Genomic DNA, 15,508 nt, shown 5'->3' on the forward strand with positions numbered 1-15,508 from the left:
GGACCGGAACCAGCCGCACCGGCTCGGGACCGGTCGCAGCGGATCGGACCCGGTCGCACCGGACCGCCGCGCGGGGGCCCGGGGCCTCCTCGTGCGGTCGGCGGGAGCGCTTCGGCTATTCGGCTAGCGGGAGCGCTTCGCCAGACGTTCCACGTCGAGCAGGATCACGGCGCGCGCCTCCAGGCGCAGCCAGCCACGTCCCGCGAAGTCCGCGAGCGCCTTGTTGACCGTCTCGCGGGAGGCGCCGACCAGCTGGGCCAGCTCTTCCTGCGTCAGGTCGTGGACCACGTGGATGCCTTCCTCGGACTGGACACCGAAGCGCCGCGAGAGGTCCAGGAGGGCGCGGGCGACCCGGCCGGGGACGTCCGAGAAGACCAGGTCGGACATCTGGTCGTTGGTCTTGCGGAGACGGCGCGCGACGGCGCGCAGCAGCGCCGAGGCCACCTCGGGGCGGGCATTCAGCCAGGGCTGGAGGTCGCCGTGTCCGAGGCCGAGGAGCTTGACCTCGGTCAGCGCGGTCGCGGTTGCGGTGCGCGGGCCCGGGTCGAAGAGCGAGAGCTCGCCGATGAGCTCTCCGGGACCGAGGACGGCCAGCATGTTCTCGCGGCCGTCGGGGGAGGTGCGGTGGAGCTTCACCTTGCCCTCGGTCACCACGTAGAGGCGGTCGCCCGGGTCGCCCTCGTGGAAAAGAGCGTCGCCGCGTGCGAGGGTCACCTCACTCATCGAGGCGCGGAGCTCCGCGGCCTGCTCGTCATCGAGCGCCGCGAAAAGCGGGGCGCGCCGCAGAACGTCGTCCACGAGTTCTCTCCTTGTCGGCCTGTTCAGGAAACCGTGGTCCCCATCATGCCGGACGGTAAAACAGTGCGATCAATCACAAACCAGTTTGACGCACGTACGTGCCGAACCGTGCGTCAGGGGGACGATCGAGGGTGTGTACGCGGTGACCGGGGCGGATGGCGACGTGTGGCTCTAGGCTGGCCGGGTGTCCAAATCGCCGGTGAGAACGCAGGCCAAGGGGGCTGGTGGGGTGTCGGAGGGCCGTGATTCCGCTATGGGCGAACAGGCTGCGAGTCGTCCGAAAAAGGCGACAAATCGCCCTGTGGTCGCGCAGTCCGGGAGTGCTGGAACGAAGGCCGTGAAGGCCCCGAAGGTCCCGAAGACCGGGAAGGCTGCGAAAGCCGCGAAGACCGTGCAGGCCAAGAGGGCTGTCAAGGCGACCAAGGCGGCAGAGGCGTCCAAGGGGGCCGACGGGGCCAGGGCGAACAGGGTGGCGAGGGCCGCGAAGCCGGAATCGCATCTGGCGATGGTCCGTCGCGCCCGCAGGATCAACCGCGAACTCGCCGAGCTCTACCCGTACGCCCACCCCGAGCTGGACTTCAGGAACCCGTTCGAGCTTCTCGTCGCCACGGTCCTCTCCGCCCAGACCACCGACCTGAGGGTCAACCAGACCACCCCCGCGGTCTTCGCCGCCTACCCCACGCCCGAGGACATGGCCGCGGCCGTTCCGGAGGAGCTGGAGGAGATCGTCCGGCCGACCGGCTTCTTCCGGGCCAAGGCCAAGTCGCTCATAGGGCTTTCCGCGGCGATCAGGGACAATTTCGGTGGCGAGGTGCCGGGCCGCCTGTCCGACCTGGTCACGCTGCCGGGGGTCGGCCGCAAGACCGCCAATGTCGTCCTCGGCAACGCCTTCGGCGTACCGGGCATCACCGTCGACACGCACTTCGGCCGCCTCGTCCGTCGCTGGAAGTGGACGGAGCAGGAGGACCCGGAGAAGGTGGAGGCCGAGATCGGTGCGATCTTCCCGAAGAGCGAGTGGACCATGCTCTCGCACCGCGTCATCTTCCACGGCCGGCGCATCTGCCATGCCCGCAAGCCCGCCTGCGGCGCCTGTCCGATCGCGCCGCTCTGCCCCGCGTACGGGGAGGGCGAGACGGACCCGGAGAAGGCCAGGAAGCTGCTGAAGTACGAGATGGGCGGTCAGCCCGGTCAGCGGCTGAACCCGCCGGCGGACTACCCGGGGAAGCCCGCGCCCGGGCCTGGGGGCAGCTGACGTACCGACGTCCGCCCCGGAACGAAATGCGTGACGCCAGGCGTTGTGAGACGAGGGGTGCCTATGAAGACGCGAGAACAGAGCACGGGCCGACAGAACGCTGATCGCCGACAGAGCGCTGGTCAACGGCAGAGTGTTGACCACCGGCAGAGCACTGACCGACAGGGTGCGGGCCGGCCGAGTGCGGACGGGCGGAGCAAGGACGGCCGGGGCGACGTGGTGAATCGCGCGGCGATGGCCGCAGCGCCCCCTCCTGCCGTTGCCATGGCGGGAGCGGGCGGGACAACGCGGGGAGCGGACGGGGCCACGGCGGGCGCGGGGCAGGACTCCTGTCTCACCGTGACGACGGAGGGCCTGCCCGAATGGCTCGTCCCGGTGGCCACGGCCGTGCGGACCGTCGAGCCGGGTCAGCTCAGCCGCTTCCTGCCTCCCGAGAACGGTGCCGGACGGCAGTCTGCCGTCCTCGTCCTGTTCGGCGAGGGCGAGCGCGGTCCCGAACTGCTCCTCATGGAGAGAGCCGGAAGCCTGCGCTCCCATGCCGGGCAGCCCTCCTTCCCCGGCGGTGCCCTGGACCCGGAGGACGGCGACCAGGGGACGACGGGGCCGCTGCGGGCCGCGCTGAGGGAGGCGCAGGAGGAGACCGGTCTCGACCCGCGCGGGGTGCAGCTGTTCGGTGTGCTGCCCCGGCTCTACATCCCCGTGAGCGGCTTCGTCGTGACGCCGGTCCTCGGCTGGTGGCGGTCGCCGAGCCCGGTCGGAGTCGTCGATCCGGGTGAGACCGCCCGGGTCTTCACCGTTCCCGTGGCGGATCTCACTGATCCGGCCAATCGGGCGACAGCGGTACATCCCAGGGGCCATCGGGGCCCGGCATTCCTGGTCGAATCCGCTCTTGTCTGGGGTTTCACCGCAGGCGTGATCGACCGGATCCTGCACTTCGCGGGCTGGGAGCGCCCGTGGGACACCGGCAAGCAGGTGCCGCTCGACTGGCACGCATGACAGGCTGGCCCCGTGCTGCGCTGTCCGGCCCCGGCCGGAACCAGCCGATCGACGGGCCCGGTGACGAATCTGTGAGGCTGTAGACGGTGAACGTGCTGGACATCCTGCTGCTGGCCGGCGCCGTGTGGTTCGCTGTCATCGGATATCGACAGGGGTTCGTCGTCGGCATCCTGTCGGTGATCGGGTTCCTCGGTGGCGGTCTCGTCGCCGTCTATCTGCTGCCGATCCTGTGGGACCAGCTGACGAGCGGCTCGGAGGTCTCGTCGACGGCGGCGGTGGTCGCGGTCGTCATCGTGATCGTGTGCGCCTCGGTCGGGCAGGCGTTCACCACGCACCTCGGGAACAAGCTCCGCCGGTACATCACGTGGTCGCCCGCCCGCGCCCTCGACGCCACCGGAGGCGCCCTGGTCAACGTGGTCGCGATGCTGCTGGTCGCCTGGCTGATCGGTTCGGCCCTGGCCGGCACCACCCTGCCGACAGTGGGCAAGGAGGTCCGCAGCTCGTCGGTCCTGCTCGGCATCTCGCGGGTGATGCCCGTACAGGCCTCGACCTGGTTCACGGACTTCTCGTCGGTGCTCGCCCAGAACGGCTTCCCGCAGGTCTTCAGCCCCTTCGCCAACGAGCCGATCACCGAGGTCCAGGCCCCGGACCCGGCGTTGAGCACCAGCCCCGTCGCGGTCCGCGCCCAGCAGTCCATCGTCAAGGTCGTCGGCACCGCGCCGAGCTGCGGCAAGGTCCTCGAAGGCACCGGATTCGTGTTCGCCGACCGTCGTGTGATGACCAACGCCCACGTCGTCGGCGGCGTCGAGGAGCCGACCGTGCAGATCGGCGGCCAGGGCCGGCTGTACGACGCGAAGGTCGTGCTCTACGACTGGCAGCGCGACATCGCCGTACTCGACGTACCGGACCTCGACGCGAAGCCGCTGCAGTTCACCGACGCCGACCAGGATGCGCGGACCGGGGACGGCGCCATCGTCGCCGGGTTCCCGGAGAACGGCTCGTACGACGTACGGTCCGCGCGGGTGCGGGGCCGTATCGACGCCAACGGACCGGACATCTACCGCCGGGGCACCGTCCGCCGCGATGTGTACTCGCTCTTCGCGACCGTCCGTCAGGGCAACTCGGGCGGACCGCTGCTGACGCCCGACGGCAAGGTGTACGGAGTCGTATTCGCGAAGTCGCTCGACGACCCGGACACCGGTTACGCGTTGACGGCCGACGAGATCCGCCAGGACATCGCGCACGGCCGCTCCGCCAACCAACAGGTCGACAGCCAGGGGTGCGCTCTCTAAGGGCTGTCTCCAGACTGCCGTTGTTCGGCCGCAGGCCGGGCCGTGCCTGCCAGGCGTCGCACGACAGGCGGCAGTTCGACGGCGGGCCCTGGCGCCGGGAGCGACAGCACCAGGCCCCGCCGTCGTCATGTCGCGAACTGTCATCTGCCGCTTGCGGCCTGCCACCTGCTACCTGTGGTGCGACGCCCGACCGGCACGTCCATCGGCCTCCGGTCGGTGAGAAGCCCGGAGCTCGGGGCCGGCCGGAGCGCCGGCCGGTGAGCCGGTCCGGCGCCCGTACGGAAGCATGTCACCGCACAGGAGTACACCACCCTGCAGAAGAGCGACTCACATCCGGAAACTCACCCACGCGGGTGGCGCAGTCGTGCCGAGACCCAGCGGGCCCGGCGGCGCAGGATACGCGGGATGCCGAGCCGGGGATCGTGCATCACATGCATGTCATGCACCCGGCCCTGGGGGCCGCCCCTCTCGTGATTGCCCCGATCCGCCGTGGCGGTCGAGCGACGGTTGCGTGCTGCGTCACCGATGTCGTGCGTCCAGCCCATACCTCGACGTCTGCCCGTGCCTCATGGTCGGTAACCGCCCGTCCGTCAGCCAATCGGCCTATGCGGCAGGCAATTGGCGTTCGTCGGACAACCGTGCGTGCGCGGCTACCGGTCGGGCTCGGTGTCCTTGAGCCAGTTGATGAGTTCGGCTGAGAACCCGGCCGGATCCTCCTCGTGCGGGAAGTGCCCCAGACCGTCGAAAAGTCGCCAACGGTACGGCGCCTCGACGTACTCGCCGGACCCCGCCGCGCTCCGGGTACGGACCGCCGGATCGAGTGAGCCGTGCAGGTGCAGCGTGGGGACGCGTACCGGCAGCTTCATCCGCCGGTTGAACTGGATTCCGTCCGGACGGGCCAGGGAGCGCACCATCCACCGGTACGGCTCGATCGAGCAGTGTGCGGTCGACGGGATGCACATCGCGCGTCGGTAGACGTCGAGCGTCGCGTCGTCGGGGAACTCAGGGGTCCGGGGACCCGCCCAGTCATGGATCAGCCGCCCCACCAAGGCCGCGTCGTCCGCGACGAGCTGACGCTCCGGCACCCAAGGACGCTGGAAGCCCCACACGTACGACCCCGCACGGGACTGCGCGAAGTCGGAGAGCATCGAGGAGCGCCAACGGCGTGGGTGCGGCATTGAGGAGACCACGAGACGGCGCACCAGCTTCGGCCGCATCACGGCGGCTGTCCACGCGAGGTAGCCGCCCAGGTCATGACCGACGAGTGCCGCGTCCGGTTCGCCGAGCGAGCGGATCACGCCGGTGACGTCGAGCGCCAGATTGGCGGGGTCGTACCCCCGGGGCGTACGGTCGCTGCCGCCCACGCCCCGCAGGTCCATCGCCACGGCGCGGTATCCGGCGTCGGCCAGGGCGGTGAGCTGGTGCCGCCAGGTCCACCAGAACTGCGGGAAACCGTGCAGCAGCAGGACGAGCGGTCCCTCGCCGAGCTCGGCGATGTGGAAGCGGGCGCCGTTCGCCGCCACGTCGCGGTGGGTCCACGGTCCGTCGAGCCGGACCGGCCCTCCGGCACCGGCCGGTCCGGGCCTGTCGACGTCGGAGGGCGTGCCGTCCCGGCCCGACCGGCCCTTCGGATCTCCCGACCGGCCTTTCGGATCTCCTGACCGGCCTTTTGGACCTACCGGGTCGGGCGCACTGGAATCGTGGTCCATCATGTGGTCGAGCGTGCCACAGCCGGCGCCTCGTCCTGTGCCGGAGCCGCCTCCAGAGCCTTGTCCGCCCGGGTGCTGCCGGTGACGGCCGGAGGGCCCGTCCCCGCCGCGGTGGTGGCGCGCGGATGGGGCTTGACGCCCTGAAGGACCGCCGCCGTCTGCTTCGCCGAGGCGATGGACCTCTCCGGAGGCTTCACCTTCTTGAACTTGGCGACGGCGAACAGGGCGAGCAGCGCACCCAGGACGATGAACGCTCCGCCCACGATCAGGAACGACCAGGCCAGCCCGAGTCCCAGGTTGTGGATTCCGTACGCCGCCGCGAAGCTCAGTACGGGGATCGCGAACAGAAGCAGCACGCCCGCGATGATGATCACCACACTGCCGGTGACTCCACGCTTGACATCCTGGCGTACCTCCGCCTTGGCCAGGGCGATCTCGTCGTGCACCAGTGCGGACATCTCGGCCGTCGCCGCGGCGACCAACTGTCCGAGACTGCGGTCGGTGTTGCCCGCCATGTTGCCGGGGTCGCTCATCCCTGACTCCCTACTTCTGCTCTCCTGCTCAACACATCTGGTGTCAGATCATGCCGGACTGTCCGGCTTGCTGCTCGCTGCCCCCGCCAGTCGGGCAAGGCGTCGGTGCTCGGCCGCCTTCTTCTCGTGGATCGCGGCCATCCGCAGGTGGTACTCCGGATCGCCCTGCTCATAGACGTCGGGCACGCCGTCCTGGTCCTCGTCGAGCTCCTCGGCCTCGTGCAGCATCCGATATTTGCGTACACGGAGTTTGAGCAGCGTTCCGGAGAACAGCGCGGCCGTGAGGGAACCGATCAGCACGGCTGACTTGATCTCGTTGATCGTGTCCGCGTCGCCGACGAAGGCCAGCTCGCCGATGAGGAGCGAGACGGTGAAGCCGATGCCCGCAAGCGACGCGATCGCGAAGACGTCCGCCCAGGCCAGGTCCTTGTTCAGTTCCGCCTTGGTGAAGCGGGTGGCCAGCCAGGTGCCCCCGAAGATGCCGATTGTCTTGCCGACGACCAGGCCCAGGACGACCCCGAGCGTCTCGGGCCGGGTGAAGACGTTCGCCAGCGCTCCCCCGGAGAGGGACACCCCGGCGGAGAAGAGGGCGAACAGTGGCACGGCGACACCGGCCGAGAGGGGGCGTACCAGGTGCTCGATGCGCTCACCGGGGGAGTGCGTCTCGCCGTCCTGCCGGGTGCAGCGCAGCATGAGGCCCATGGCGACCCCGGCGATGGTGGCGTGGATGCCGCTGTTGTACATCAGGCCCCAGATCACCACGGCGAGCGGTACGTAGACGTACCAGCCGCGCACCTTGGCACGCTGCAGCAGGTAGAACACGACGAGGCCGACGAAGGCGCCGATCAACGCCATGAAGTTGATCTTCTCGGTGAAGAAGACGGCGATGATCAGGATCGCGAAGAGGTCGTCGACGACGGCGAGCGTCAGCAGGAAGGCACGCAGCGCGTTCGGCAGCGAGGTGCCGATGACCGCGAGGACGGCGAGCGCGAAGGCGATGTCGGTGGCGGTGGGGACGGCCCAGCCGTCGGTGGAGCCCCCGCCGATCAGGACCTCGGCCGTGTAGACGACGGCCGGGACGGCCATGCCGCAGAGCGCGGCGATGACCGGCAGCGCGGCTGCCTTGGGGTCGCGCAGTTCGCCAGCGACCAGTTCCCGTTTGAGTTCGACGCCCGCGACGAAGAAGAAGATGGCCAGCAGCCCGTCCGCCGCCCAGTGCTCGACGGAGAGGTCGAGGCCCAGCGAGGCGGGGCCGAAGTGGAATTCGCTGACGGCCGCGTAACTGGAGCCGAAGGCGTTCGCCCATATCAGGGCCGCCACTGCCGCGACCAGCAGGATGACCCCGCCGACGGTCTCGGTGCGCAGGGCGTCCGCGAGATAGTTCCGCTCGGGAAGGGACAACCGCCCCAGGAAGGTACGGCGGGACGAGGGCGTGGGGGTGGGCGCGGCCACGAGAGGGAACCTCCGGGTCGGTCGGTACGGCAGCGGTGGCATGGTTGATGCACTTGCCGACCAGACTTCCCGGCACACCCAGTGAAGATTTTTTGTTGAGCTGTTGACGCGCTAGCCACTGTACCCGGGATGCGCCGGGTTGTATCCGGTGATCTCCGCCCCAAAAATGCCCGAGGGGCATCCGGCGCGTTGCCGGATGCCCCTCGGGGGCGTGCTCGGGCCTTGGTGCCCAGGCACTCGTTGTTTCCTGTCCGAGGACCCGCGGCTCGGATCTGCCGCTAGGGTCCCGCTGCCCGGACCCCGGTGCCCGGGTTCTGCGGCCCGGGCACCGGTGCCTCGCTCGGTTACGGGGTGTGTTCAGTCCTCGGACGAGCCGGAGGACGACGGCAGCTGGTTCTGGATGAGATCCATGACCGAGGAGTCGGTGAGCGTCGTGACATCGCCCAGCTCTCGGTTCTCCGCGACATCCCGCAGCAGCCGCCTCATGATCTTGCCGGAGCGGGTCTTCGGCAGCTCGGCGACCGGCAGGATCCGCTTGGGCTTGGCGATCGGGCCCAGCGTGGCGCCGACGTGGTTGCGCAGCTCCGCGACCAGCTCGTCGGACGCGGTGGCCGAACCGCGCAGTATCACGAACGCGACGATGGCCTGGCCGGTCGTCTCGTCGGCGGCGCCGACGACGGCGGCCTCCGCGACCGAGGGGTGCGACACGAGCGCCGACTCGACCTCGGTGGTCGAGATGTTGTGACCGGACACGAGCATCACGTCGTCGACCCGGCCGAGCAGCCAGATGTCGCCGTCCTCGTCCTTCTTGGCGCCGTCACCGGCGAAGTACTTGCCCTCGAACCGCGACCAGTAGGTGTCGATGAAGCGCTGGTCGTCGCCCCAGATGGTGCGGAGCATCGACGGCCACGGCTCCGTGAGGACGAGATAGCCGCCCCCACCGTTCGGCACCTCGTTGGCCTCGTCGTCGACCACTGTGGCGCTGATGCCGGGCAGGGCGCGCTGGGCGCTTCCCGGCTTGGTCGTCGTGACGCCGGGCAGCGGCGCGATCATCATCGCGCCCGTCTCCGTCTGCCACCAGGTGTCCACGATCGGGCACTTGTCGGCGCCGATGTGCTTGCGGTACCACATCCACGCCTCGGGGTTGATCGGCTCACCGACCGACCCCAGAACCCGAAGGCTGCTCAGGTCGAACTTGGCGGGGATGTCGTCTCCCCACTTCATGAACGTGCGGATCGCGGTCGGCGCGGTGTAGAGGATCGTGACGCCGTACTTCTGCACGATCTCCCAGAAGCGGCCCTGGTGCGGGCTGTCGGGCGTGCCCTCGTACATGACCTGCGTCGCGCCGTTGGCCAGCGGGCCGTAGACGATGTACGAGTGTCCGGTCACCCAGCCGATGTCGGCGGTGCACCAGAAGACGTCGGTCTCCGGCTTGAGGTCGAAGACCGCGTGGTGCGTGTACGCGGCCTGCGTGAGGTAGCCGCCGGAGGTGTGCAGGATGCCCTTCGGCTTACCCGTCGTGCCGGAGGTGTACAGGATGAAGAGCGGCTGCTCCGCCTCGAACGCCTCGGGGGTGTGCTCGGCGGACTGCCGGCCGGTGATCTCGTGCCACCAGACGTCACGGCCCTCGGTCCACGCGGTGTCCTGGCCGGTGCGCCGGACCACGAGGACGTGCTCGACGCCGTCGATGCGGGAGACGGCCTCGTCCACGGCCGGCTTGAGCGCGGACGGCTTGCCCCGGCGGTAGCCGCCGTCGGAGGTGATGACGACCTTGGCGTCCGCGTCCTGGATGCGGGCGGCGATGGCGTCGGCCGAGAAGCCGCCGAACACCACCGAATGCGCGGCGCCGATGCGGGCGCAGGCCAGCATGGCGATGGCGGCCTCGGGGATCATCGGGAGGTAGACGGCGACCCGGTCGCCCTTGCCGACACCGAGCTCGGTGAGGGCGTTCGCGGCGCGGGAGACCTCGTCCTTCAGGTCGGCGTACGTGATGGCACGGCTGTCGCCTGGCTCGCCCTCGAAGTGGATGGCGACCCGGTCGCCGTGACCGGCCTCGACGTGACGGTCCACGCAGTTGTACGCGACGTTGAGCTTGCCGTCCGCGAACCACTTGGCGAAGGGCGGGTTGCTCCAGTCGAGCGTCTCGGTCGGCTCCGTTGCCCAGGTCAGACGGCGGGCCTGCTCGGCCCAGAAGCCCAGCCGGTCAGCCTCGGCCTGCTCGTAAGCTTCCGCTGTGACGTTGGCGTTCGCGGCCAGATCGGCAGGCGGCGCGAATCGGCGCTCCTCACGAAGCAGATTGGCCAGGCTGTCATTGCTCACGACATCTCCCATTCCCAGGGTGTCCGTTGTGTCCCGTGCATAGCTCATCAGGCCGGAGGGCCGGGTGACAAGGGTCTGCCGAGAATTGGTTTAGACCTGTGTTTCGGTGTATGGGACCATGGCCCCGCTCTTCCATGCTGCGCGGCACCGTGCGACGCGGCGCGCAGTGACACGACGCGGTGCGACGTGATGCGCTCCAGGTGGCGGCGGGAAAGCGGGGGCATGAGGTCTCACGGAAGTTCCTACGGACCCGGGGTGTATCCGGTTCAGCATTCGTCCGTTTTCGTCACGGAGCCGGTGCCCTCGGGCGGCCGAAGGGCTGCCGGCCGAGGGCACAGGGACGGGGCATCCGAAGGGGCCAGGCATCCGAGGGAACCGGGCGTCGGAGCGCATCGGGGCACATTCGGCGTCCGAGCGGACTGAGCATTCGAGGGCACCGGGCGGTTCGTGGTGTTCCACGTGCCCGTGGTGTCCGCAGGCTCGGGTTTCCCGGGGGCGAGCGGCCGGATTCAGACGCCGGTGCGTTCCAGACCGTCCGGGTCGGAAGGGGCGCCCGGTCTCCCCGGTGCACCCGGTCTCGACAGTGTTCCGGCGGTTCCCGGTGTTCCGGACGGGTCCTGGGTTCTCGCGGCTCCTGGTCTCCCCGGCGAAATCCCGGGGGCGGCGCAGACATCGCCGGGGCCCACCTGGTCGAAGACCTCGTCAAGTGCGATGCCGACGCTCGCGGGCCCGGTCAGCAGATACGCCTGAGCCTCGCCCACGTGGAAGTACATCCCGTGCAGTTGAAGGGTGCCCTCGGACAGTCGTCGTGCCACAGATTCATGGGCCCGCAGATGTTCCAACTGCTGCACTACATTGGTGAGGCAGAGCTGTTCCACCGCGTCCGTGGGCAGACGGCCGGAGATCCGGGCCCAGGGATGATGCCGTGACGCCATCCGCTTCAGACTCGGCAGTCCGTGTCTCAGCCAGCGCCACAGGGACGTCTGCGGAGTGTCCGGGGTCCGTGTGCCGTCGAGCAGTGCCTGCATCGCACCGCACCCGGAGTGCCCGCAAACGGTGATGGAATCCACCCCCAGCACATCCACCGCGTATTCGATGGCGGCGCCCACCGAATCGTCCCCGGACTCGGTGTTCGGCGGCGGCACCAGATTGCCGATATTCCGGACGGTGAACAGATCGCCCGGCCCGCTTGCCGTGATCATGCTGGTGACGAGACGGGAATCGGCACAGGTGATGAAGAGCTGGGAGGGACGCTGTCCCTCCCGGGCCAACCGGGCCAGTTCCTCGCGCACCAACGGGGCGGTGTGGCGCTGGAACGTGCTCAGGCCGCTCACCAGGCGGTTTCCGCCCGTCTGACGCCGGTCGGCGGTCGATGCGCCCACCGGGGCAAGGGCGCTGTCGCCTCCAGTGACGGAGCGAGCGGCGGCAGGGCAGGCGGGAGCAGGGCCAGGGTCGGTGGCAAGGGGGCAAGCACCGGTCGGATCGTCGGAGCCACAGTTGTGGCCAGTGCCTTGGCCGGGCCTCTGAGCGGGGTCGAGGCCATGGTCGTGCCCGAGGCCTGGACCGCGATCGCGGATGGCGCTCGCAGCGATGCCGGATCTGTGGCCGTGGCCCGTGCCGGGAAGGTCATCGGGAGTGGCGTCAGAGCTGGGAGGGGCGCCGTCGGCGGTGCCTCGATGGGGAGAGGCGAAGGCATCGGGTCCGGGGACCGGCGCGGTGGTGCCGCACGTGCGGAAGGCGCGCTTCGCGCCGGAGTCCGGGGCAGTGGCAATGTGCGGTTCGGGGACATCGCAGGACGGCGTGCCACCGCCCTCGGGAAGACCGTGCGTCTGCTCGGACCGATCGCGACAGTGATGGTTGCGCCATGGTGTCCAGAGGCTGCAACAAGAATGCGCGGCCGAGGCAGTCTCCACGATCCGGCTCCCGGACCTGCCGGTGAAGACGACCCGGCCGCCGTGGGCCCTCTGGGCGATGCTCCAGTCCTGGATCGTCTCGTATGCCGCGTGGTCCATGAAGAAACCGTCCAGTTCGACGACCACATCTCCGTCCTGCGGCAGCCGCCCGAACGTCCGGCTGAGCCTGGGGACCGCGAGGAACGTCAACTGGCCCCGTACGACGACCAGATGCCGCCCATCCTGATCGGTGACGGTGATTCTGGTACGGGCCAGCCGGTGGAGGGCGACGACCACTGCCACCGCGATGCCGATCGCCACGCCCTTGAGAACGCCGAAAAGGATCACGCCGGTGATCGTCGCGCCGTACACCAGGAATTCCCGGTGCTTATGGACATTGCGGATGTGGGCGAAACTCACCATCTGGATGCCGACCATCATGACCAGCGCGGCGAGCGCGGCCAACGGGATCAGCTCCAGGACGGTGACCAGGAGCCCGGTGGCAAGAACCACCCAGATGCCGTGCAGCACGGTGGAGGCGCGGCTGGTGGCCCCGGCCCGTACGTTCGCCGAACTGCGCACCGCGCCCCCGGACACCGCAAGTCCGCCCACCAGCCCGGACAGGGTGTTGGCGATGCCTTGCGCACGCAGTTCGCGGTCGAGGTCGGAGCGCCCGACCGGCGGGCCGGGCGGGTCAGACGAGGCGGGCTCGGAGGGGGCGGCGGGAGGGGTGCAGACGGCTGCCGTGACTGAATCGCCGGGCGAGAAAGGCAGGTTGGGCACTGTTGCCATAGCCGACACGGGCGGCGGCGAGGATGCGTCCCTGCTCCGGTCGGCGGCTCGTCCGCCGAAGCGGTCGGCCGTCAGCTTGTCCACGGCGACTGCCGCAAGCAGCGATTCCAGACTGGCCACCAGCATCACGGTGAACACTGCGGTGGCGAGAGCGAGCACCGGACCGTGGGGCAGTTCCGGTAGGGCGTGCGAGCGCCAGGACGGCAGATCGACGCGGGCGATTCCGGGCGTCGCGACCCCGGCCACCACCGTCGCGGTCACCACCGCGGCGAGGGCTGCCGGCACCCGTCGTACTGTCCGGCCGAGTCGGCCCGGAGTCCGCGGCCACAGAACCAGGACGGTGATGGTCAGCATTCCGATGAGCGGCGCCGACGGACTCACCCGCCCCAACTGGTCCGGCAGGGCAATGATGTTGGATACCGCGGAACTCTGAGGTGAGCCGCCGAGCACGATGTGCAGCTGAGCGAGCGCGATGGCCACGCCGATGCCGGCGAGCGTGCCGTGAACGATGGCGGGGCTGACCGCGAGGGCGCTGCGTGCTGCCCGCAGCGATCCCAGCACGATCTGGAGCAGTCCGGCACCGATCGTGATCGCGCAGGTGGTGCGCCAGCCGTAGATCTGGATCAACTCGGCTGTGACCACGGTCAGTCCGGCGGATGGGCCGCTGACCTGAAGTGGGGTGCCGCCGAGCAGCCCGGCGACGATACCGCCGATCGCGGCGGAGATCAGTCCGGCCGTCAGTGGGGCGTCCATGGCGACGGCCAGCCCGAGCGACATGGGGACTGCTAGAAGAAAGACAGTGATGGACGCGGAGAGATCGGCGCCCGAGATACGGAGTCGTGGACCGCCCGGTGGTGACGACGGCGGGCTGTGTGGTCGCTTGACCCCCGATGAGCGGGATGGACGCGAACTGCGGGACGCGCGGTCATGACGTGTGGGTACGCAAGCGGACATGTTTCCGTCTCCTCCGGACAGCGTGGGCGCGAAACATGGGGGAAAGCGGCCGGGAAGCAGGGCGCTTGGCGGCGACATTTCCCAACTCTTGGTAAATAGATCGTAATGGAGAGTAAAGACTTGCGTCCATGCTTGGGGTCAAATGACCTATTCATTCATCCATTCCGGTGAATAAGCATTTTTTGCATGGCCCACCGCTCGGCTGTTGCTGCTAGTGCATGCAGCACAGATCGCTCTATATGGGTACATTCAGTGCAAATTTACTGCGAGGGGGACGCTGGGCGGATGCCGGCTGCCATGGAGCGCATGTGCGGCGCCAAAGGGGGTGGCGCTGAGAAGGGCGGCGTCGAGAAGGGTGGTGCTACGAAGGGGGAGCCGCGAAGAGGGGGCCGCGACGAGACGGGCCGCCGGATGGGGTGGTCTGTGCGCTGCAGTTGTCGCGCTGGCGGGGGTGACCGGCTGCTCGTCCGAACCAGGCGCGCCGGCCGGAGCCGCCGGGCCCGGCGCCGTGAAGCCGGAAGCACAAGCGAAGAAGACGGTGGCGAAGAAGGTTCCGGGGTACGCGCCCAAGAGTGTGTTGCGGCTCATCGGCGACGGCTCCACCGCCTTCACCGACAGTCGGCCGAATCAACCGGTGGCACAGTGCCTGGCGTCCCGTCAGAAGCCGTCGCAGTTCGTGGTGTTCTCCTGGGACGGTGCGGGGGAGGGCAGCCAGAAGCTGTTCTCGCGTTCCGCGAGGTGGGCAGGAAGTACCCGGCCAGCATGACCTACTTCCTCAGCGGCGTGTGCATGTTGCCGGAAGGGAAGCGGGAACTCTACGACCCGCCGAAGCACGGCATCGGCAGCTCGGGCATCGGCTTCAACGACACCGACGGCATCCGGAACACCCTCGCTCAGCTACGAGGTGCCTGGGAGGAGGGCAACGAGATCGGCAGCCACTTCAATGGGCACTTCTGCGGTCCGGAAGGCGGCGTCGGCACCTGGACTACAACTTCATGTTCAACCAGTCCGGCACGACCCAGGGAGATCCGTCCTGGCGCGAACGCTGGGGGAATCGGATGCGCGACGGCCTGCTCGAGGCGTTCGACCGTGCCTACGACGGAAACGTGCTCCGCTGATCAACGGCAATCACTTCGAGTCCTGGAACGGCGGTACGTACATGCGAGCCGTCGTGCAGACCATCGCGAAAGTCTGCACGAGGAAAGGTGTCCGGTGCGTTTCCTTCCAGCAACTGGCCGACTGGCTGGACGCGCGGGATCCGGCGATGCCGGCGAAACTCGCCACGCTCGATGTGGGCCAGGCCCCGGCCGAGGGCTGGGCGGAATTCCTCGGAGGCACCGGGCGATCGAGGCTGGAGGCAGGAACGAATGCGCATGTCGGCAGGGCGCCGGGGGCCGACGAACGGGGCGGCGAGGACAGCGTGCATGGGAGCGGACACCGGCTCGTCGAGCGTTGATGATGACGAGGCGGCTGCGCGGGGTGGCGGCTGCGTACGAGTATCGGCCGCACACCCGAGCCC

10 protein-coding genes and 1 pseudogene are annotated in these 15,508 nt (G+C 69.1%); 4 read left to right on the plus strand and 7 right to left on the minus strand.

Annotated elements, in window-relative coordinates:
• Positions 1-123 precede the first annotated feature (123 nt).
• Positions 124-798: a Crp/Fnr family transcriptional regulator gene (locus AMK22_RS24315; RefSeq protein WP_010473292.1), complete on the minus strand. Its 675-nt coding sequence runs from the start codon at positions 796-798 to the stop codon at positions 124-126.
• A gap of 253 nt (positions 799-1,051) precedes the next feature.
• Between AMK22_RS24315 and nth the strand changes: the two genes are divergently transcribed.
• From nth to AMK22_RS24330, 3 genes are all read left to right on the plus strand, one after another.
• A complete protein-coding gene (gene nth, locus AMK22_RS24320; protein WP_079186368.1) occupies positions 1,052-2,050 on the plus strand; it encodes an endonuclease III in 999 nt (332 codons plus the stop codon).
• Between the two features lie 339 nt (positions 2,051-2,389).
• Positions 2,390-3,046, plus strand: coding sequence for an NUDIX hydrolase (locus AMK22_RS24325; protein WP_073788286.1), 657 nt, complete (start codon positions 2,390-2,392; stop codon positions 3,044-3,046).
• An 86-nt stretch (positions 3,047-3,132) separates the two neighbouring features.
• Positions 3,133-4,338, plus strand: coding sequence for a MarP family serine protease (locus AMK22_RS24330; protein WP_073788287.1), 1,206 nt, complete (start codon positions 3,133-3,135; stop codon positions 4,336-4,338).
• A gap of 341 nt (positions 4,339-4,679) precedes the next feature.
• On the opposite strand, the gene AMK22_RS41160 is transcribed toward AMK22_RS24330, so the two are convergent.
• The 6 genes from AMK22_RS41160 to AMK22_RS24360 all read right to left on the minus strand — a co-directional run bounded on the left by AMK22_RS41160 (position 4,680) and on the right by AMK22_RS24360 (position 13,989).
• A complete protein-coding gene (locus tag AMK22_RS41160) occupies positions 4,680-4,883 on the minus strand; it encodes a hypothetical protein (protein ID WP_073788289.1) in 204 nt (67 codons plus the stop codon).
• 105 nt (positions 4,884-4,988) lie between these two features.
• Complete coding sequence (locus AMK22_RS24340) at positions 4,989-6,050, minus strand: alpha/beta fold hydrolase (RefSeq protein ID WP_073788291.1); 1,062 nt, start codon at positions 6,048-6,050, stop codon at positions 4,989-4,991.
• Positions 6,047-6,580 (minus strand): phage holin family protein, encoded by a 534-nt coding sequence (locus AMK22_RS24345; protein WP_073788293.1) that lies wholly within the window; start codon positions 6,578-6,580, stop codon positions 6,047-6,049. Before AMK22_RS24345 ends, AMK22_RS24340 begins: the two co-directional genes overlap by 4 nt.
• Before the next feature lie 48 nt (positions 6,581-6,628).
• Positions 6,629-8,032 carry a Na+/H+ antiporter NhaA gene (gene nhaA / locus AMK22_RS24350; RefSeq protein ID WP_073788294.1) on the minus strand — a complete coding sequence of 468 codons (1,404 nt, stop codon included), beginning with the start codon at positions 8,030-8,032 and terminating at the stop codon, positions 6,629-6,631.
• 357 nt (positions 8,033-8,389) lie between these two features.
• Complete coding sequence (gene acs / locus AMK22_RS24355; protein WP_073788295.1) at positions 8,390-10,363, minus strand: acetate--CoA ligase; 1,974 nt, start codon at positions 10,361-10,363, stop codon at positions 8,390-8,392.
• 497 nt (positions 10,364-10,860) lie between these two features.
• The gene (locus AMK22_RS24360; protein WP_107430626.1) at positions 10,861-13,989 is read right to left on the minus strand and encodes a SulP family inorganic anion transporter; all 3,129 of its coding nucleotides are present in this window, start codon (positions 13,987-13,989) and stop codon (positions 10,861-10,863) included.
• 442 nt (positions 13,990-14,431) lie between these two features.
• On the opposite strand from AMK22_RS24360, the pseudogene AMK22_RS37680 reads away from it, so the two are divergent.
• Positions 14,432-15,445: pseudogene (locus AMK22_RS37680) on the plus strand (hypothetical protein).
• Positions 15,446-15,508 lie beyond the last annotated feature (63 nt).

This window comes from Streptomyces sp. CB01580, from assembly GCF_001905795.1.
GTDB lineage: Bacteria > Actinomycetota > Actinomycetes > Streptomycetales > Streptomycetaceae > Streptomyces.